We start from the raw sequence: 17,776 nt of genomic DNA on the forward strand, positions 1-17,776 counted from the left end.
GAAGAACTCTAACGTTTGGAGTAACTGCCATGGCAACACTTACCGTTTGGAAATTCTCTGACGCGGACGCTGCGGAACGGGCCACGCAGACCCTCGCCAGCCTGCAGTCGCAGGGTCTGATTACAGTCGAGGACGAGGCCCTGGTGACGTGGCCCGAGGGGCGGAAAAAGCCCAAGACCATCCAGGAACACAACCTCGTGGGGGCCGGCGCCCTGGGCGGCGGGTTCTGGGGACTTCTGTTTGGGCTCATTTTCTTTGTACCGCTGATCGGCGCTGCGGTGGGTGCCGCCATCGGCGCAATGTCCGGATCGATGGTGGATGTCGGCATCAACGACGACTTCATCGCGCAGGTGCGGCAGGAAGTAACGCCGGGAAGCTCTGCGCTGTTCGTCCTGTCCAGCAACGCGGTCGAAGACCGGGTGGCGGAAGCGTTCAAGGACTACTCAGGCGCCAAGCTGATTTACACAAACCTTTCGAAGGACCAGGAGGCCAATCTGCGCGAGGCCTTCTTTGAGTCCACCCCCGCGTAGGGCACGGATTCACGGCCGGGCGGCGTGCAGCCAGCCGCCCGGCCGTGCCGGCTGGCAGGCATTTCCGCGTATCGTTTAACCGATGACTACTCGACGCCAGGCCGCACTGATCCTAGATATTCCGCTTGAAATGGCCGTCCGCCACGGTATCCCCGCGCACGTGGACGACGCCGAACTGGCCCGGCTGCAGGCTGACCCGCCCGGGTGGCTGGCGCAGTCCAGGGCCAACCGCACGGGAAAGCGGCCGGTGTGGGTGCAGCTGACCTGTACCGTGTGCGGGCACACCGAGGCGGCACGGCCCAAGAAGTGGTGGCCGGAATTTACCTTCCTGGCGTGCGAGGACCACAGCATCCGGGAACTCCCTGAGCTTCCCTCCGGAGCGGTACGCAGCGAGTACCCGGGCGTCGGCTCCCGTTTCATCGGAGTCGTGGACGCGCCGGTGGAACCGCCTGCGGGCTGACGCAACAGCGGAGGAGCCGCGGCGCGGGCGCACACAGCGCCGGCCCCGCGCTGCTGTTAGTTCTGCTGTTACTGCGGAACGGCCAGCCCGGTGCGGGCCATTGCGTCAGTGTAGGCCGCACGCATTTCGTCCAGGGCCTCCTGCTGCCGTTCCGCTGTCGCACCGAAGGAACGGCCGGAAAGTGAGCGCGCCTTGTAGACCTTGATGCTGCGGCGGTAGATCATCCGGTTCTCGGTCTTGATGAACAATGCAGCCAGGCGCTGGGCCTCAGTGCCGTGCGCCACGATGACCGAGGCACGGGGAACCAGTGCCAGGAAGCGCAGCAGCGGCCGCAGCCCCTCCTGGACCTGCTCCTTGGTCAGTTTGCCGTTCGGTTCACCCGGTACATGCCACGGGTAGGCGTTCCACGGCATCACGAACTCAGGCCGCAGCCCCGCCTGCCAGTGCACGCCGAGAAGGCGTGCCACGGCGTCGTTGTCCCCGGCGGTGATGAACCCCGACTCGTGGGCGGTGCCGATGTTCGAGAAGAGACTGACAATCCGGCACTCCCCGATGTCGTGCATAGGGTCTATGTAAGGCACCTGGCTGCCCGGCTTCATTTCCGCGAGGGAGTCGCAAAGCTGGTTCACATCGGCGACATTGGGGTCGTAGCGTCGGTTCCAAAGGTCGTCATGCTGGGATTCAAGTGCCGGGCTCTGCATAAGGTGGTGCGTCTCCTACAAGGTCTTGCGACCGGTCATATCGCCCGCTCCGGGTCCTGCCCGCGCGGGTCCTGCATAAAACAAAGTTTACCAACGCGGTCCGCCCGCCCGGACTGAAAGTGCCTCCGTGACAGGTGAAAGGGCCCTGGTGTGAGAAACAACTCCACCGGCGCAGTCCGGCCGGCAACCCACAACAGCAGCTAAACCAGCCCGGCAGGTAAACAAACAGCGGTTAAACAAACACAGCGGGGAGCGTCCGTGGACGCTCCCCGCTGTGTGCGGAGTTTCTCAGTGGAGATGGGGGGAATCGAACCCCCGTCCGATGTCGCTTTGTCAGGGCTTCTCCGGGCGCAGTCTGCATCGGAATTTCTCGGTCCCAGCCATCACGCAGACAAGTGGCTGATCCGGACCCAGCCGTCTAAAAGTCCCGAACACCCCAACGGCGAAGGTGTTCAGCAGTGGCCCTCTAAATGACGCCAGGCACCGGGGCGAGAGCATCCCCGGGCTGACGGACTATGCCTTACTGCTTAGGCAGCAAGAGCGAAGTCAGTGCGCTTTGATTCGGCACTTATTGGTTTACAGAGATCGTTAACGAGATAACCCTGTATCCTCGGCCCGCTTCCCCTGTCTCAACAAAACATCGTCGAAACCGGTCATCCCCTTATTGAGTTACCAATCCGGCCGAAGCCGGAACACCCATTGTAGCGTATGGAGCATGCACGGTTCAGAGCCGGAACCCCAGCACCGTGACGGGTGAACCCCAGACCACCAGCAGGATCCACGAGACGAGGACGAAGAGGACCGTAAGGATGCTCAGCGCGGTCATCCCGGGAGCCTTGCTCCTGAAGGCCCACGCGAACAGTCCAATGTTCGCGGCGAGCAGCACTGGTGCGAGCCATACCAGGACGTGCGCAAGGTAGAGGTAGTACGCCGCAAAGAACGGAACCACCACCAGGATCACCACGGGCACGACGGCAAGGACTATCAACAGGTCGACAGCGGTGACCAGCCACGTCCATACCGGCTTGCGGGCAGCAGCCTCCTCGGCGGCGTCGGCCTGCGGTTCCCAGAACGTTCCGCTCATGCGCCGCGGTTCTTTTCGCGCATCGCGCGAAGTGCCTCGCGGTTGTCCTGCTTCTCACGGAGTGTGTGGCGCTTGTCGTATTCGCGCTTACCGCGTGCGACGGCGATCTCCACCTTGGCCCGGCCGTCCAGGAAGTACAGCTGCAGCGGCACGATGGTGAATCCGGATTCGCTGGTCTTGCGCAGGATCTTTTCCAGCTGCTCGCGGTGTAGCAGCAGCTTGCGCCGGCGCCTGGCCGAGTGGTTTGTCCAGCTCCCGTTGAGGTATTCCGGAATATAGGCGGCTTCGAGCCAGAGCTCGTTGTTATAGAACGTCGCGAACCCGTCCACCAGTGAGGCCCTGCCCTCACGCAGCGACTTCACCTCGGTCCCCATGAGAACCATGCCGGCCTCGTAGGTATCGAGGATCTCGTAGTCGTGCCGGGCCTTGCGATTGGTGGCCACTACCTTACGGCCACTTTCCTTAGGCACGGGGCAACTCCTTAGTAGGTGGAAACGAAAGTTCTATTGTAGGCCTACAGCAGGCTCATCGGGTTTACGAGGTTCCCGTTGAGCACGGTCTCGAAGTGCAGGTGGCAGCCGCTGGAGTTGCCGGTGTTACCCACATAACCGATCAGCTGTCCCTGGTTGACCCACTGTCCCTGGCCTACAACGTACTGCTGCAGATGGTAATAGTTGGTCGCCAGCACGTTGCCGCTGACCACTCCGTGGTTGAGCACCACATAGTTTCCGGCACCGATCATTTCCCGCTGGTCGTTCTGCGGAACAGCACGCCAGACCTCGCCGGCAGCGGCTGCGTAAACGGGACTGCCGCAGCCCGGGGCAAAGTCGATGCCGGTATGCATCGAACCAAGCTCCAGGGTTCCTGGCGGTGTCGGACGGTGGCCGTAGCCGGAGGAGACCGGCGCGTTACGCACGGGGAACTGGAGCCCGAACGACGATGGGCTGCCCTGCGCCGGAATGTTCTGGACAGGTGGAGCGGGCCGGTTGTTCCGGGCCGCTTCTTCCGCGGCCGCACGGTTGGCGGCGTCGATCCGTGCCTGCTCCCGCTGCCGGTACTGTTCCAGTTGGATCCGCTGCTGTTCCGCGATGTCGGCGTTGATCTGCGCGGTCTCCTTCTCCAGGCTGGAGATCTGGGCCTGGAGCTTCGGTTTCTGCGCTTCCAGCTCCTTGTTTATTGCCGCGGTCTGGGCAATGAGGTCGTCCACCTTTGCCTTCTCGGCGGCGGCGGCGTCCCGTGCGGACTGCTCGGCCTTGAGCGCTTCATCCGCCTGGGCCTTGAGCTTGCTGATCTCTTCGGCGACGGCCGCCAGCCGGGCCTCGGAGTTCACGTTGTTGGCGTTCTGCTGGGAGAGTTTTTCCACGGCCGCGTTCTGGCCCTTGAGCGCCTGTTCAGCCATGCCTAGGGAATCCGAGAGGCTGTCCGCCCCCTTGGCACCGAAGATCAGCGACAAGGTTGAGGGGACACCGCCGTTTTTGTAGGCCTGGGAGGCAATCTGGCCAATCGCCTTTTCCGAGGCCGCAATATCCTCACGGTCCTTCTCGATCTGGGCGGTGATGGTGCTGTGGGTGTCCTGGGCGAGGGCGACGCGTTCGTTCAAGGCGCTGACCTTGCCGGCAGCGGTATCAACCCGGCCCTCGGCGTCGGCAAGCTGCTGCTGGGCGCCCGGAAGCTGGCCGTTATAGATGTTCAGCTTGGCTACCGTCTCGGCAATGTCTTCCCCGAGGTACTCGTAGTCCTGCAGGACCTGCTGCTTCTCGGATTCGATTGCCGCCTTCCGGTCCTCCAGGCTGTCCGCGCGGGCAGGGGCGCTGAAGGTCATGGAAAGGGCCAGGGCAGCGAGGGCGGCAACCGCCGCCAGTGCCCGGGTCGCCGGTGCACGTCCGATCCCTTGAGGCACACGACTATCCATTAACGAGACTCTCCATGATCTTCAAGCTGATCTTCCAGATTCCATTCCCAGTGTTCATGACTCTAGACCTTTAGGTATCGGCGGAGCGTCAACAGCGAGGATACTCCCGCCAACACCGCCCCGAGAACAAGTAGAACGGGTGTCAGGTACAGGACCTGCTCTGATGAAATAAAGGCTGTAGTGGGGTACTGCCGGGCAAGGTTGCCGATAAAGAAGTGTGCCGTGGCCCAAAGGGCGGCAGATGCCAGGACCGCGCCGATGACGGCGGCAATGACGCCTTCCAGCACGAAGGGAAGCTGGATCACGGCCTTCGAAGCACCGACCAGACGCATGATGCCGGTTTCCCGCCGCCGGCTGAACGCCGACAGCCGAATGGTGGTGGCGATCAGCAGGATGGCACAGACCAGCATGACCCCGGCAACAGCCAGGGCGGCCACGGAGGCAAGGTTCAGGTACGTGAACATCTTTTCGAACAGCTCACGCTGGTCGCTGACAGATTCGACGCCCGGTTTGGAGGAAAAGGCCTCGTTGATGACCTCGTATTTCTCCGGGTCCACCAGGCTCACCCTGAAGGATTCGGGAAGCATTTCGGCGGTGATGCTGTCCACGATCGGCGAATTGGCGAACTGCTCCCGGAAATGCGTCAGCGCCGTTTCCTGGTCTTCGTACTCGACGCTCTCCACGTAGGGGTCCGCCTGCAGGTCCGCTTCAATGGCTGCCCGCTGCTCGTCGCTGACGGCACCGGAAGCGCAGGCTGCCGACGTGTCGTTGTCGGTGCAGAGGTAAACGGCTACCTGCACCCGGTCATACCAGTAGCCCTTCATTTGGCCGATCTGCAGCTGCAGCAACCCGGCGGCCCCCACAAAGGTCAGGGACACAAAGGTCACCAGGACTACGGAGACGACCATGGACAGGTTCCGGCGCAGGCCGGAGCCGATTTCCCCCAGGACAAACGCGAGCCTCATTCGGCTACCCCGCTCTCCCGGCGTCCGGAAACATCCGTCACGGTCTCCGGCCCGCGCCCCGGTCCGGGTTCACCCAGGTAGATGCCTTCATACTCGTCACGGATGATCTTGCCGTTGCGCAGTTCCACCACGCGCTTGCGCATCGCGTTGACAATGTCGTCGTCGTGCGTGGCCATCACTACCGTGGTGCCGTTCTGGTTGACCCGGTCCAACACCTTCATGATGCCCAGCGAGGTGGTGGGGTCCAGGTTTCCGGTGGGCTCATCCGCCAGCAGGATGCCCGGCTTGTTGACGATGGCGCGGGCAATGGCGACGCGCTGCTGCTCGCCGCCGGAAAGTTCATGGGGCATGCGGTTGTCCTTGCCCTCCAGGCCTACGGTTTTGAGGACTTCGGGCACCGAGTCGCGGATGACGGCGCGGCTGCGGCCGATGACCTGCATGGCGAAGGCAACGTTGGCGAAAACCGTTTTGTTGGGCAGCAGGCGGAAGTCCTGGAAGACGACGCCGATCCCCCGGCGCAGCCGCGGGACCCGCCAGCTGGGAATCCGGGCCACGTTGGCGCCGGCCACGTAGACCGTGCCCTTGGTGGCGTGCTCTTCCTTCATGATCAACCGGATAAACGTCGACTTCCCGGAGCCGGAAGCGCCCACAAGGAAGACGAACTCGCCGCGGTCAACGTCAAGGCTGACGGAGTTGAGCGCGGGCCGGGAGTTCCGGTCATAGAGCTTGGTGACATTGTCGAAAGTGATCATCACTACTTTGTGCCCATGAAGCGGCCGGAGACACGGGCCTTTGTTCGGGGTAAGGGCACCGGCTTTTCGACTATAGCCAGCTTCTGCTAAGTGAGCCACGACCTAAAGGTGCGTGTCGGACCCGCTCTGATTCCGGTGCCGGCCGGGAGGCTGCGTGACGGGACGGGTTACTTGCGGGCCGAAACGCTGCCGTGCGCACGCCAGCGGATACCGGCATCGATGAAGTCGTCGATCTCGCCGTCGAACACTGCGGAGGTGTTACCGACCTCGTGTTCGGTACGCAGGTCCTTGACCATCTGGTACGGATTGAGCACGTAGGACCGCATCTGGTCGCCCCAGGAAGCCTTGACGTCGCCGGCGAACGCCTTCTTCTCCGCGTCCTCCTGCTCCTTCTTCAGCAGCAGCAGGCGGGACTGCAGGACGCGCATGGCTGCCGCGCGGTTCTGCAGCTGCGACTTCTCGTTCTGCATGGACACCACGGTGCCGGTGGGAAGGTGGGTCAGCCGGACGGCGGAGTCGGTGGTGTTCACTGACTGGCCACCCGGTCCGGAGGAACGGAACACATCAACACGGATGTCGTTGTCCGGAATGTCGATGTGGTCGGTGGACGCAATCAGTGGAATAACCTCGACGGCGGCAAACGAGGTCTGCCGGCGGCCCTGGTTATCGAACGGGCTGATGCGGACCAGCCGGTGGGTGCCGGCCTCGACCACCAGGGTACCGAAGGCATAGGGGGCCTTGACCTCGAACGTGGCCGATTTCAGGCCGGCCTCTTCGGCGTAGGAAGTGTCAAGGACGGTGGTGGGGTACCCGTGGCGCTCGGCCCAGCGGAGGTACATCCGCAGGAGCATTTCCGCGAAGTCGGCAGCGTCCACTCCCCCGGCGCCGGAGCGGATGGTCACCACTGCTTCGCGTTCGTCGTACTCGCCGGAGAGCAGGGTGACCACTTCCAGCTGGGACAGGGACCTGCGCAGGGACTCCAGTTCCGTGACGGCCTCGGCCCTGGTCTCGGCGTCGGACTCGTCCTGGGCCAGCTCCACCATGACCTCGAGGTCGTCGATGCGGGACTCGATGGTCTGCAGGCGCTCCAGCTCCGACTGGCGGTGCGAGAGCTTGGACGTGACCTTCTGCGCTTCGGCGGGGTCGTCCCAGAGGTCGGGAACGCCGGCCATCTCGCTCAGTTCTTCGATGTCCTCTTTGATCTTTGCCACGTCCGAGACCTCTTCAATAGAGGCGAAAGTGGAACGGAGGGCGCGGATTTCTGCGGGAAAATCTATTTCTGCCATGGTGCTTACAGCCTACGCCATGTCCCTGCGCCGCCGCCTGCCGGCGTCGTCGGGCAGTTGTCCCGATACCGGACGCGCCGGACGCGTGCGCACGGCACTGCCGGTGGTCGGCGTTAGATTAAAGGAACGGATACGGAAATGCCCTTTCGAAGGAGCTAAGCCTTGACCCATCCCGAGCGCGGACGCATGTACACCCTGGACGAACTCAATGACTTGGCCGAGCAGGGCGACCCCTGGGCCATGGGCAAGGTGGATGAGTGGGAGCAGCACTTCTCCAACGAGTATGTGGGCAATATGAAGGACCGCTGCCCTGACAGCGGCTGCGAACAGTTCGGAGAGCCGGTGACCATTTGCTACGGCGACGACGGCCGGATCCTGGACGTGGACCACGGCGGCTGGGGGCACGGACCGGTCCGTGAGGCTGAGGAACAGCGGAAGGCTTCGTAGTTACTGCTGCCGTAGTTACTGCAGCAGGCGGGCGCGGGCTTCACTCACCGCGGTCACCGGGATGCCGTCCGGCACCAGGAAGTTCACGATCGGCGGATGCACCCGGGCGGCCAGCACCACGCGCGCGGTCCGGCCGTCCTCCGTGCCGGTATCCGGAGCCACGGTGAGGTCCGTGAACCGCTCATCCGCTCCGGTCTGTGTGAGGTACCTCTGCGTGGCAGCCCGGACCGTGTCGGCCTTCAGGACAGCGGCAGGACCGGCCCCCGCGGCCGACTCCCCCAGTGCGAAGTCGTCCGCCGCAGCGACTGCCGCACCATCGGCTGCCGACAGCAGCTTTTTCTGCCCGATGTAGACGGCCAACGCCGCCATCACCACAGTGACGGTCAGCAGCGCCAGCAGGGTAAACCCGACAATCAATACCCCGATCTGTCCCGCTTCCCCGTCCCCGCGCTGCCGGGCTGCCATGGCCATGTGCACCGGCTGGCTCATCCGAACCGCTCCACAACCTGGGTGGACTGCGAATCCACCAGCACCGGCGACCCGCTGAGCCACGGCAACCCGGGAAGAGGACTGGTGAACTGCACGCTCACCGTGACCGTCGAGCCCGGTGCCAGGCATGCTTCCGAACAGCTGACCTCCATTGACATTCCCTCTGCATCCAGACCGAAGTCAGCCAGGGCCAGTTCCGCCGCAGCGGCCGCACGCTGCTCGGCAATCAAGGCATCCGGTGCTGACGCATAAACGTTGGTTGCGGAATCCGCTGCACCGACCACCGCGGACGACGCGGCCTGGACCTGGCCGGCCGCAACGATACCGCCTAATGAAACACTGAGGTGTGACCCACAAGCGACGCAGACAGAGTCAGGCAGCGAACGAGACCAGCTCTGTGACTCCTGAAAGCATCTATAAGGACATGACGGCTCTGGTACGAGCTGCACCCCCACCAGCGCCCAAGTGGTCGCCTGAATTTACACGCCCTGCGCAGCGTCAAGTGTTGGCGCCCGCTGTCGCATGGGGGTGGTTGATGCGCACCCTCCGCACCGGAGAGGCAGCAATCGCTATCGAAGGCAACGGATACGGCGCCGAGGCGGCGCCGCTCGTCAGATCGGCCCTGGAACATGCCATCAGGCTCAGGTGGGCTGCTAAACACGGGGACGAGTTCATTGAGGTGGCGCTCATAGCTCAAAAGAAGGGAAACTCCAATCTTCAGGGCGCTCAAACTCAGCACTGGGAATTCAGTCCGGAGCTGGCAGATTCATTGGAGGAACACTCTGCTGAGGCTAGTGACGAGTACAAATCCATGAGCCACTTGACAGCACTTCGAACTATTGTCGAAGCTGACCAAGACAGGCTGGGATCCCTTTACATGGCTTGGTTATTCGATACCCAGGATAGCCATCCTTCCCTCATAACAGCTCGCCATTATTTCGAATCAGTAGAATCTGGCGAAGGATATTCGTTACTAGCACAATCAAGGTTTGATTCAGCAATCGCAATAAAGTGTTGTTATGCCCTGATCGCCGCGATAGACGGATACGCAGAGATTTCCGGCCTCGGGTCCTACTACGATGCTCCTCTGAAAACCATCGTTCAGCGGTTCGCTGAAGCATCCCAAAGACAGAGCTACCCTAAGTAAAATTTGAAAACTCAGACGCAGGTGTCGCACCAACGATTCCCATGAAGACTTGATAAGAGCACGCGCCTGAGTTAGGAATGCAATGTGATTCTCATGGAAGGGCCTCGAGAGGCATGACCGGAACTGACACTGATCTTATTCGCCCAGATTTGTGGAATCTACTTCTCCCTGGCCTGAAAGCGGCCATCCGTGCTGGGCAGGACCGTATGAATTCCGGGTCGTATTACCCCCGGCAGAAAGAGCGAAAATTCGACGCTAACAGTGCTGGCTGGCCTGCGACCACCCAGGACGCTTTTAGCTTCGATTCGAGTGGGCCAATAGATTGGAAAGCACTCTTCGGCCTCAAAGAAGGACCGTTTACCCACATATTGGTTTCCCATGTTCCGGACTTGGCAACATCCATAGAGGCGATTAGCACGCTAGCTATGGGAGATGATGAGCTAAAACATGCTTTGAGCCCTGTGGCCGCCCTCATGCAGAAGAGTTCAGCTGAAGAAATCAAAGAGGAGATCCAATACGGTGTGCTGAGGCTGCTTGGAACGATCCTGAATCGGGCGCATGCTACGGATAGCGAAACCGACGAAGAGTTAGTCGCAATCTACCTTCCCCTCGAACGTGGAAGATTCGCAGCAGAACTGAGTGGTGATGTCGTTGTCCCACTACTTGCTGTAAGTTTCGCGGCAGATAAACCCCTACACCTAGCCGATGACATATGGCTTGAACCCCTGACTGAGATTGACCACGTGCTACGGGCAATGGACTGGGCAGGTCACGGACCGGCCGACCCATACGTTGCTGCTGCCGCTACACACGCAATCGTGTTCCGCAGCGTGCGCTTTAGCAACCAAGTCCACGAATTCACACGAGGAGGTGAGCTCCCTCCGGGTATCTCGGTCGAATTTGTGAATGCAGTGACGGAAGCCGTCCATATCGTTGCCGAGTCCCAAACCGGCTACGCGCAGGTGCTCGTTCGCCCCTTAGACTGGGCATCTACGTGGGTGCAAGACCTGCCTCCACTGTGGATAGCTTGGACCGGTCGCGCTTACCCGGAAAATCTGAACAATCGGACTTGGGCGAGGGAAAAAGTCGCGATCAGCGCGGAAAGTACTGATGAGATTCTTCGTATAGCACGGGGGCTCAGCGCCGCGCCCAGAAACGTCCAGATCGCAGCACGCCGCCTCAGGCGAACCGGCTTCCGTGACGATGCGGAAGACATGCTTCTGGACGCCGCGATCGGGATCGAAGCGCTTGTTGGCAGTGAAGCAGACGCTTTAACCCACCGCATGGCTCAACGTGCAGCTGTCGCGTTGGCGGACGAGATGCCACCGGAGAATACATATAGCCTGTTGAAGCAGTTCTACAGCATCCGGTCCAAGATAGCTCATGGGGAAACGCCCAAACGGTGGACCTGCAAGCTGGGAGACCACGAGTGGAGCGCTGTCTTCATAGGCACGTTCCTTCTGCGCAGTCTCCTTAAGAATCGTCTCGTGGCGGAAGACCCTTGGGATGCCGCCTCCCTAGATCAGCGAATCCTGGATAGCTTCGGCCGCGCCGGCGGGTATGCCTCATCAGACTCGCAGTCGTGACATTGGGAGGACTCAAAGCAAAGGGAGGGCTGTCAGATCGCGAAGGAGGGTTGGGGTCTAGGTCCCGCTGACACGGAGGGGCTCCGGTCTAAACGCGGCGGGCCTGGCCAGACCAGCACGGCGTTTCCCACTCATGATGCCCCTCAGGGGTTCCAGTTGTGTCAAACTTTGAGCTCTCTGAGCAGATGTTTGATCGCGCCAACCGATCGCGACTCCTTATAAGAGAAGTTGTCGATGTTTTGGTTCTAGCGCATGTCGTCTGCGGCCACCGGCACCAGCGACTGTTTCACATGCTGATGCACCCGACGGGCGTCACACACGTGTCGATGTTCTGGACAAGGAGTACTCACGGGACGCACCAGCTAGCGCAACCATGCATAAAAAGGCCCCACCTTCTTCCCTGCTGTCCACGAGTTACGTTGGCGGGGCTTCTGGTCTCGCGGTCCGTTGCCGATCGTGCCCCACGCATCCCAGTCAGAAACGCTCTGCACCGGCAGCAACTCAAGGGCGTTCTCGCTGCGGGGTGGAAACAATCCCGCCGAGACAACGACCGCTATGGAACGATCGTTACTGGCGCATATCTCAGCAGTAACCGCTTCTGGCCGTCGCGAAAGTTGATTGTCGCTACTTTCTCTTTCCCTTCCTTCTCAACAGCGATCACCAAACCGATGCCGAAGGTCCGGTGCCTCAAGGCCGTACCAGGCCTGACGACTCTTATCTCCTCGTCGCTCAATCGTTCCTTAGAATCCTCAGGAGGTTCGTCTGCCTTACGAACTGATTCACCCAACGCAGCCAGGGAAATTGACAAGCTTTTCACTTCCTGAAGCACATCTTTGATCAGAGACTGCTCGTCGCCTGACTCAGTAACCGCTTGCGGCGGAACCTCGATCGCTTCCAGGTTGTTTTTCAACTCTGGCCAGGACTGGTTAAATGCCCATTCGATTGCCGAAATATCTGCGTCCCCGGCCCCGCTTCGAGAATGAATAGAACGGACGAGGGCCCACATTTCAGACTTATCTAACGCGATCGTATGTTGAAAGTTAGAGAGCGGCATGCTTGGCGGGATGTCTCTTGCTGCCAACCCCAGGAGCACAGTTCTTACGGCGGTCTGACCGGTTGTCTTCGCGAGTGCACCAGCTTCATAGTTGAGCCACGGAGATTCGTAATTGCGGCCGGTCACGCACACAATCCCTTCCGAGGTGTCGTTCAACTCATCGCTGATTGTGATCAGCCACTGCGCTCCCTTGCTTATGTCCTGCGACGAGACAAACGGCGCTGAGTACTGAAGGACTCGAACAAGCCATTCTCTTAGCAGAAGTGCCATAGTGTGGCTCTCGGAACCGGACCAACTGATAAAAATTTGCATGCTCAATAGTATGGCGGCCACGCGCCAGCAACTCAGCCGTTGCTTTCCAATCGCGTGCTTCGGGGGCTTTGGCGGGTCCATCGCGCCCCGACAACCCTTGCGCCAGGAGATACTGCTACCTCGAGCTACGCAACGAAGGAAGCTTCCATTAACCGTTAAAGGCTAGAGTCCGGCGCTGCGCGCCGGACTCTAGCTGACCTCAGCAGCACGGTTCATGAATGGTCTTCGCTCTTGTTCCGCCGCGAGCTAGCTCGAGCGATGAGCAACGTCCGCGCAGTCTCCCACCCGATGTGGGCCTGAAATGCTTCCCATCCGTAGTCTTTGCGGCATGCGTCAGCGAACGATTCACACCAGAGGTACAGCTTCCAAGCGTTTGGGGAGAAAAGGGCGCGCCACTTAAGTCGAACGCCAACATGAAAAGTGAGATTCCATATTTGACCTTTCCCCGTTTTCCCGCGGTAAAAGTCTATCGGCGGGAGACCCAAATATTCCTCAAGAAACTCGGAATCAAGTATCCCGCTACCCCCGAAATTTACAAAGAGGTCAACCTCGACATACTTGGAGATGATTCGTATATTTTCCGACTCCACTCGGACGACGCGCGCACCCCTTGGTAGTTCCAGTATCAACCTGGAGTACATATGCGTTCCGTCTGAGGCCTGCCATAGAATTCCTTCACCGTCCCTTGGACCTTTGCGGATAATCTCTAGGAAGTGCTTCGCTTGCCCATCCCGGGCTTTCACCAGAGCAATACGGTCCTCCACGGGGCGAGAAAGCTGGTCAAGCACCCTGTTGTCCGTCAGCAGCGGGAGCAGGTCGGGACGCTCGTAGCTGCTTATCTGACTAGCAGGCGTGCTTCCATTTTTGTCCGCAAGGTGACTGCCGAGCTTTTGTAGGAGCACGTACTCCATAACTTCATGCATCAATTTGACCCTGAGCCTTTTAGGCCCTGGATCTTCCTCATCATTGTCTCTTAAGTCGCCGTCGCCCCACTGTCTACTAATAGCTTCATTCTCATTCAGAATTGCTTTGAATGCCGCATTTATATCACGACTTAACTTGTAGCGAGGTATGTCAACGAATCCTCCGTCGTGAAGAACAAGGATTCCCTTCACGGCGACGTGTTCGTGCAACTGTCGAAACTCGTATGCGGTGACTAAAAACAGCACCACGAGAATTGTCACAATGGCTATCCATATAGCCGTGGCTGCGCCTGCGGTCTCCCGTACATACGTCGCTACTAAACTTGCGCTAACCGCAAGTACGACGGCCACTGCCACCAGCTGTATAGCGGACGCTCTTGCCGCTAGCGTCCGAGTAAGTAACTGCACGTCTAATACCCCTCACCTATGAATGTTCACCTAGTTAACCAGACAGGTGTCCTTCCCTACCTACAACACAGATATGGCGGTGTATTGAGAGTTAGTCGCCTTTCCCGCCTGCGTGGCTCCTGAAACCAGTATGTTCAGCCCGGCAGCTACGGCGGCGGCCAGAAAGCGGGCGGACGCCGGGGAAAGGGTTCCCAACTCCACGAGATGATCCAGGCGCCGGGCCCGGGCCACGAACTTACGGATATTCACCGCCCACTGCCGTCTCGTCACATCCGGGATGACCACATGCAGGCGGGACCCGTCCGGCAGCGCCGCGTCCACAAAAGGAGAGGACAGGTCCAGACGCCGGCCGGAGAACTTGAGCATGCGCTCCACCAGGAGCCGGACCTGCTCCGGCGTCAGCGACAACGATGTCAGTTCCGACCGCCCGTCCCGTGCCAGATATATCTCCGTGGGTGAGTTAATCCAGACCTCTTCCACAGTGGAGTCATCCAGGAGGGGCTGGAGGGCACCGAAGCCGGCAACGGCGTCGAACACCTGCCGGCGCACGGCGTCCGGGCGCCCCCAACGGCGGGAGGCTTCCAAGCAGGGAACGCTCGTCGTAGTCGGACACGGCCGCATCCACCAACCGCCGGACTTCGGCGAACTGCTCCTGCGGATCCAGCCCGCGCACGCGGATGAGCTCCCGCACCTCATCCTCGACTATCTGCACCGCATCCATCTACATCCCCCGCAACCGCCGGGCACGGGGCCCGGTACGAGACTGTCGCAAGTTCTTCGGTCCATGGCCTGGTCGGCCGGCCACAGCGAAGAGGCTAGGAGCGGGGACCTGGTTTGGCGAGGGTAGTCCCTACCCGTGTGGATAACCCTGCATACCGTTAAGAGCCAATCCCTGGATTCCCCCTGTTTTGTGGCTTCGGCCCACCGGCTGATGCCCGGCACGCAGTGCGGACTCGGATAACCCGGTATTCTCGTGCAGGGATGACGGGGAGCATCCACATCGAAACAACGAAAGATTCAGCAACATGTCGCATGCCCTTGCCGATACAGACGCTTCACTGCATGGGGACACAGGTTCTCCGCCGATGTCACGTCGGATGTCGCGTCGCAAATGGACCAGGGGGCACCCCCGCGTGGCCTCCTTACTCCCGATTCTCGCTGTCGCCGTCCTGGGTACCGTGGCGGCGTTTCTCCGCGTTCCAGACGTCTCGGCCAGAACTATCTGGGCGGAGGACGGGGCATTGTTCCTCCACGAATACTTCGACCAGGGACCGGGCCTGCTGCACCCCTACGCCGGGTATCTGCACCTGCTGCCGCGGATAGTCGTAGCGGTCGTGACGCCGCTTTTCGGTCTGGATGCCTACGCCCTGGCCATCACCGTGGCCTGCAGCATGATCTTGGGATTGGTGGCAGCACTCACTTTTTACTGTGCATCTGCACTCACCAGCAACCTCGCAGCGCGGCTTTGCTGGGCCTCCATTCCCGTTCTGGTAGCTCCCGGCGCCCTCGAGACAATGGCCAACGTCGCCAACCTGCATTGGTATCTCCTGTGGCTGGCCCCATGGGTCCTCGTCAAGTCACCAACGACCGTTGGCCAGAAAATACTGCTGGGTGTCTCCGCGCTTGTCATCGGACTGACGGAGATTCAGACCGCGATCTTCCTGCCATTGGTCCTTTTCCGCTGGCGGAACAAAAGCCTCTGGTGGGCGAAGGCGGGACTTGCCGCCGGAGTGGCCTGCCAATTGTTCACGATGTGGATGTATCCCCGCTTCGACAACAACACGGGAGCAAAGGCCGACCTCCTTTCGGTCTTCTACGGCTACTTCCTAAACTCCAGCTCTGCCCTTGTCTACGGAAGCAGCGCGGCAATTAGGGACAACGTTCAGAACTTCGGGGCATTGCCGATCGTGGCCAGTGCACTGCCGTTTGTGGCTGTTGCGCTCCTTGTGGCCATTCTGGGCAATCGCCTTCAGCGTCTGGCCGGAGCTACTTTCCTGTTGGCATCGGGAGCAGTCTGGGGAGGTGCAGTCATCCTCAACCCCGCCCCCTGGTTTAACTATGCGCACTTCGAACCAGCCGCCTGGGGCGGCTTCTTCCTCAGCCGCTACAGCACCGTTCCGTCAATGTTCCTGCTTGCCCTGATACCGCTGCTCATGGTGATCGGGTCCGACCGCGATCCTGCCGTGGGTTCCAGCCGGTTGGCCGGGCTCACCGCAAGCCCACAGTTCCGGTGGGGACTGATCGGTGCTTTTGTGGTTCTGCAGACCGTGCATTTCTTTGCCCTGGATCCCGCACGCGAGACAGGCCCGGAATGGGCCCCCCAGATCCCCGCAGCAAGGCAGGCCTGCGAAGCAGATCCGGGGCTGGAGAGCGTCGACATCCAGCATGCGCCGGGCACTTGGGCCACGGTTATCCGCTGCGAGGACCTGTAACCCTGCCCCGGGGGGCGTGCCCCCGGCTCAATCGGCCGAAGCTTACCGGGCAGCGGGCAGGCCCGGCTTGGATAGCTTCGGCCGATTGAGCCGCATTGCAGGAGCCTCTACCCATGTAAAGCTTGCCAGTGCCAGTGGCACAACGCAGGCGAAGGTGAGGAGAAGGTACCAAGGCAATGAAAGGCCCGGCAGCCAGACCTCCAAAAGGTTCTGGACGGGAACGCCATAGATGTAGATGCCGTACGACAGGTCCCGTTTCGCACCTACACGCCGGAGTGGGAGAACCGCTCCCAGCACGAAGACGATCAGTGCAAACGGCAGTGGTGCCAGAACAGTTGCAGTTCCCGTCATGATGGAAATCAGGAGAACAATGGCGGACGCGGCCACGGCCGGCAGCACCCTGATTCGGTCCGCGTAGACGTACAGGAGTGCCCCTCCGGTGAACGCCGCAATGAGCGGAGGGGCCAGGGTGAGCTCACTGGCTGGAATAAGTCCTGCGTGCGCGGCCAGGGATGCCCCGGTGGCTCCAAGGAAGGTAACCGCCAGTACAAGGCTGCGGCCAGCGCGTAACGCCGTGATGCCAAGGACGCCGATGCCGACGTAACAGCAGGCCTCCCAGAAGAGACTCCACAGTGCACCGTTCCAGATTTCGCCGTCTGCCAGTGTGGTCCCGATAGTGCTCTGGGAAATGACCGGCGGGTAAAGGAAGAGATTGCGGGCCACGTATGTCAGCGACTGTTCAAGGGCAAAGGATCCAGGCGACCCTAAAACAACCGAGAGCGGTGCGAAGACAAACGCAACCATGAGGAGCGCAACCAGGAACCCAGGGTAGATGCGCAGGAAACGCGCACGGAAGAAACGGGCAGCGGGCTGTCCGTTCAGCCGGCTCCGGGTAATCAGGTAGCCGGAAATTCCGAAGAAGCCGAGCACTGACCACGCGCCGAGCGTCCTGCCGCCCAGCTCGGGCTCGTCCCCCAGGCCCCCGATGACCCAGGCGTGGGACACCACCACGAGACAAGCGAACACAAGCCGGATCGCGTTGAGCGAGTTGTTTTTCGGGTCGAACAGTTCTCCCAGCATCCCGGGTGATTGACGTCGAACCTTGGGGAGTGGTGGTGGATAACCGGACATTCACGCATCTTTCGATATACCAACTGGACTTGGCGGAGCGCGGAATACTCTTCCCGAACGGTAACGCCGGTACTCCTGTAATCCGCCTCGAACCGTCAGCCAGCCTAATGCAGACGGCAACGGATCCGTATATATACGGGCGGCGGTGTGGACCCGG

At 60.8% G+C, this 17,776-nt stretch carries 18 protein-coding genes, 1 other RNA gene and 1 pseudogene; 6 read left to right on the forward strand and 14 right to left on the reverse strand.

Annotation, left to right across the window (positions count from 1 at the left end; all coding sequences use genetic code 11):
* The first annotated feature begins 29 nt into the window (after nt 1–29).
* Nucleotides 30–530 carry a DUF1269 domain-containing protein gene (locus QNO03_RS04865; protein ID WP_229950538.1) on the forward strand — a complete coding sequence of 167 codons (501 nt, stop codon included), beginning with the start codon at nt 30–32 and terminating at the stop codon, nt 528–530.
* Between the two features lie 82 nt (nt 531–612).
* Nucleotides 613–990, forward strand: coding sequence for a hypothetical protein (locus QNO03_RS04870; RefSeq protein WP_289602239.1), 378 nt, complete (start codon nt 613–615; stop codon nt 988–990).
* A 68-nt stretch (nt 991–1,058) separates the two neighbouring features.
* Here QNO03_RS04870 and QNO03_RS04875 read toward each other — a convergent pair whose 3' ends face one another.
* From QNO03_RS04875 to prfB, 8 genes are all read right to left on the reverse strand, one after another.
* The gene (locus QNO03_RS04875) at nt 1,059–1,691 is read right to left on the reverse strand and encodes a uracil-DNA glycosylase family protein (protein WP_289602241.1); all 633 of its coding nucleotides are present in this window, start codon (nt 1,689–1,691) and stop codon (nt 1,059–1,061) included.
* A gap of 289 nt (nt 1,692–1,980) precedes the next feature.
* Nucleotides 1,981–2,352: a transfer-messenger RNA gene (ssrA, locus tag QNO03_RS04880) on the reverse strand.
* A gap of 63 nt (nt 2,353–2,415) precedes the next feature.
* Nucleotides 2,416–2,775, reverse strand: a complete 360-nt coding sequence (locus tag QNO03_RS04885) for a hypothetical protein (protein ID WP_229950531.1) — start codon at nt 2,773–2,775, stop codon at nt 2,416–2,418.
* Nucleotides 2,772–3,245: an SsrA-binding protein SmpB gene (smpB, locus tag QNO03_RS04890; protein ID WP_229950528.1), complete on the reverse strand. Its 474-nt coding sequence runs from the start codon at nt 3,243–3,245 to the stop codon at nt 2,772–2,774. Before smpB ends, QNO03_RS04885 begins: the two co-directional genes overlap by 4 nt.
* A 44-nt stretch (nt 3,246–3,289) precedes the next feature.
* Nucleotides 3,290–4,687 (reverse strand): peptidoglycan DD-metalloendopeptidase family protein, encoded by a 1,398-nt coding sequence (locus tag QNO03_RS04895; RefSeq protein WP_289602243.1) that lies wholly within the window; start codon nt 4,685–4,687, stop codon nt 3,290–3,292.
* Nucleotides 4,688–4,749: 62 nt separating this feature from the next.
* Entirely contained in the window at nt 4,750–5,652 is a 903-nt protein-coding gene (gene ftsX, locus QNO03_RS04900) for a permease-like cell division protein FtsX (RefSeq protein WP_229950524.1), read from the reverse strand.
* Nucleotides 5,649–6,404: a cell division ATP-binding protein FtsE gene (ftsE, locus tag QNO03_RS04905; RefSeq protein WP_229950519.1), complete on the reverse strand. Its 756-nt coding sequence runs from the start codon at nt 6,402–6,404 to the stop codon at nt 5,649–5,651. The genes ftsX and ftsE overlap by 4 nt, the downstream gene beginning before the upstream one ends.
* Before the next feature lie 167 nt (nt 6,405–6,571).
* Complete coding sequence (gene prfB / locus QNO03_RS04910) at nt 6,572–7,690, reverse strand: peptide chain release factor 2 (protein ID WP_289602245.1); 1,119 nt, start codon at nt 7,688–7,690, stop codon at nt 6,572–6,574.
* A 162-nt stretch (nt 7,691–7,852) separates the two neighbouring features.
* Between prfB and QNO03_RS04915 the strand changes: the two genes are divergently transcribed.
* Nucleotides 7,853–8,137: a hypothetical protein gene (locus QNO03_RS04915; protein ID WP_289602246.1), complete on the forward strand. Its 285-nt coding sequence runs from the start codon at nt 7,853–7,855 to the stop codon at nt 8,135–8,137.
* A 15-nt stretch (nt 8,138–8,152) separates the two neighbouring features.
* On the opposite strand, the gene QNO03_RS04920 is transcribed toward QNO03_RS04915, so the two are convergent.
* Nucleotides 8,153–8,626: a hypothetical protein gene (locus QNO03_RS04920; protein ID WP_289602248.1), complete on the reverse strand. Its 474-nt coding sequence runs from the start codon at nt 8,624–8,626 to the stop codon at nt 8,153–8,155.
* Entirely contained in the window at nt 8,623–8,910 is a 288-nt protein-coding gene (locus QNO03_RS04925) for a hypothetical protein (protein WP_289602249.1), read from the reverse strand. The genes QNO03_RS04920 and QNO03_RS04925 overlap by 4 nt, the downstream gene beginning before the upstream one ends.
* A gap of 140 nt (nt 8,911–9,050) precedes the next feature.
* On the opposite strand from QNO03_RS04925, the gene QNO03_RS04930 reads away from it, so the two are divergent.
* Both QNO03_RS04930 and QNO03_RS04935 read left to right on the forward strand, forming a co-directional pair.
* A complete protein-coding gene (locus QNO03_RS04930) occupies nt 9,051–9,773 on the forward strand; it encodes a DUF5677 domain-containing protein (protein WP_354003888.1) in 723 nt (240 codons plus the stop codon).
* A 113-nt stretch (nt 9,774–9,886) separates the two neighbouring features.
* Entirely contained in the window at nt 9,887–11,359 is a 1,473-nt protein-coding gene (locus QNO03_RS04935; protein ID WP_289602252.1) for a HEPN domain-containing protein, read from the forward strand.
* A 553-nt stretch (nt 11,360–11,912) separates the two neighbouring features.
* On the opposite strand, the gene QNO03_RS04940 is transcribed toward QNO03_RS04935, so the two are convergent.
* The 3 genes and pseudogenes from QNO03_RS04940 to QNO03_RS04950 all read right to left on the reverse strand — a co-directional run.
* Complete coding sequence (locus QNO03_RS04940; RefSeq protein WP_289602253.1) at nt 11,913–12,725, reverse strand: TIR domain-containing protein; 813 nt, start codon at nt 12,723–12,725, stop codon at nt 11,913–11,915.
* A 212-nt stretch (nt 12,726–12,937) separates the two neighbouring features.
* A complete protein-coding gene (locus tag QNO03_RS04945; RefSeq protein WP_289602255.1) occupies nt 12,938–13,909 on the reverse strand; it encodes a hypothetical protein in 972 nt (323 codons plus the stop codon).
* Nucleotides 13,910–14,122: 213 nt separating this feature from the next.
* Nucleotides 14,123–14,777, reverse strand: a pseudogene (locus QNO03_RS04950) (ATPase, T2SS/T4P/T4SS family); the annotation flags it as partial.
* 412 nt (nt 14,778–15,189) lie between these two features.
* Between QNO03_RS04950 and QNO03_RS04955 the strand changes: the two are divergent.
* Nucleotides 15,190–16,488 (forward strand): hypothetical protein, encoded by a 1,299-nt coding sequence (locus QNO03_RS04955; protein WP_289602257.1) that lies wholly within the window; start codon nt 15,190–15,192, stop codon nt 16,486–16,488.
* A 42-nt stretch (nt 16,489–16,530) separates the two neighbouring features.
* Here QNO03_RS04955 and QNO03_RS04960 read toward each other — a convergent pair whose 3' ends face one another.
* Nucleotides 16,531–17,568, reverse strand: coding sequence for an acyltransferase family protein (locus QNO03_RS04960; protein WP_289602259.1), 1,038 nt, complete (start codon nt 17,566–17,568; stop codon nt 16,531–16,533).
* Nucleotides 17,569–17,776 lie beyond the last annotated feature (208 nt).

This window comes from Arthrobacter sp. zg-Y877, assembly GCF_030373105.1.
Classification (GTDB): Bacteria; Actinomycetota; Actinomycetes; order Actinomycetales; family Micrococcaceae; genus Arthrobacter_B.

Coding starts and splice junctions, on each gene's coding strand:
- QNO03_RS04865 (WP_229950538.1), top strand. CDS start 30: ATGGCAACACTTACCGTTTGGAAATTCTCTGACGCGGACGCTGCGGAA.
- QNO03_RS04875 (WP_289602241.1), bottom strand. CDS start 1,691: ATGCAGAGCCCGGCACTTGAATCCCAGCATGACGACCTTTGGAACCGA.
- prfB (WP_289602245.1), bottom strand. CDS start 7,690: ATGGCAGAAATAGATTTTCCCGCAGAAATCCGCGCCCTCCGTTCCACT.
- QNO03_RS04885 (WP_229950531.1), bottom strand. CDS start 2,775: ATGAGCGGAACGTTCTGGGAACCGCAGGCCGACGCCGCCGAGGAGGCT.
- QNO03_RS04960 (WP_289602259.1), bottom strand. CDS start 17,568: ATGCTGGGAGAACTGTTCGACCCGAAAAACAACTCGCTCAACGCGATC.
- QNO03_RS04940 (WP_289602253.1), bottom strand. CDS start 12,725: ATGCAAATTTTTATCAGTTGGTCCGGTTCCGAGAGCCACACTATGGCA.
- QNO03_RS04895 (WP_289602243.1), bottom strand. CDS start 4,687: ATGGATAGTCGTGTGCCTCAAGGGATCGGACGTGCACCGGCGACCCGG.
- QNO03_RS04935 (WP_289602252.1), top strand. CDS start 9,887: ATGACCGGAACTGACACTGATCTTATTCGCCCAGATTTGTGGAATCTA.
- QNO03_RS04870 (WP_289602239.1), top strand. CDS start 613: ATGACTACTCGACGCCAGGCCGCACTGATCCTAGATATTCCGCTTGAA.
- QNO03_RS04920 (WP_289602248.1), bottom strand. CDS start 8,626: ATGAGCCAGCCGGTGCACATGGCCATGGCAGCCCGGCAGCGCGGGGAC.
- ftsE (WP_229950519.1), bottom strand. CDS start 6,404: ATGATCACTTTCGACAATGTCACCAAGCTCTATGACCGGAACTCCCGG.
- QNO03_RS04930 (WP_354003888.1), top strand. CDS start 9,051: ATGACGGCTCTGGTACGAGCTGCACCCCCACCAGCGCCCAAGTGGTCG.
- ftsX (WP_229950524.1), bottom strand. CDS start 5,652: ATGAGGCTCGCGTTTGTCCTGGGGGAAATCGGCTCCGGCCTGCGCCGG.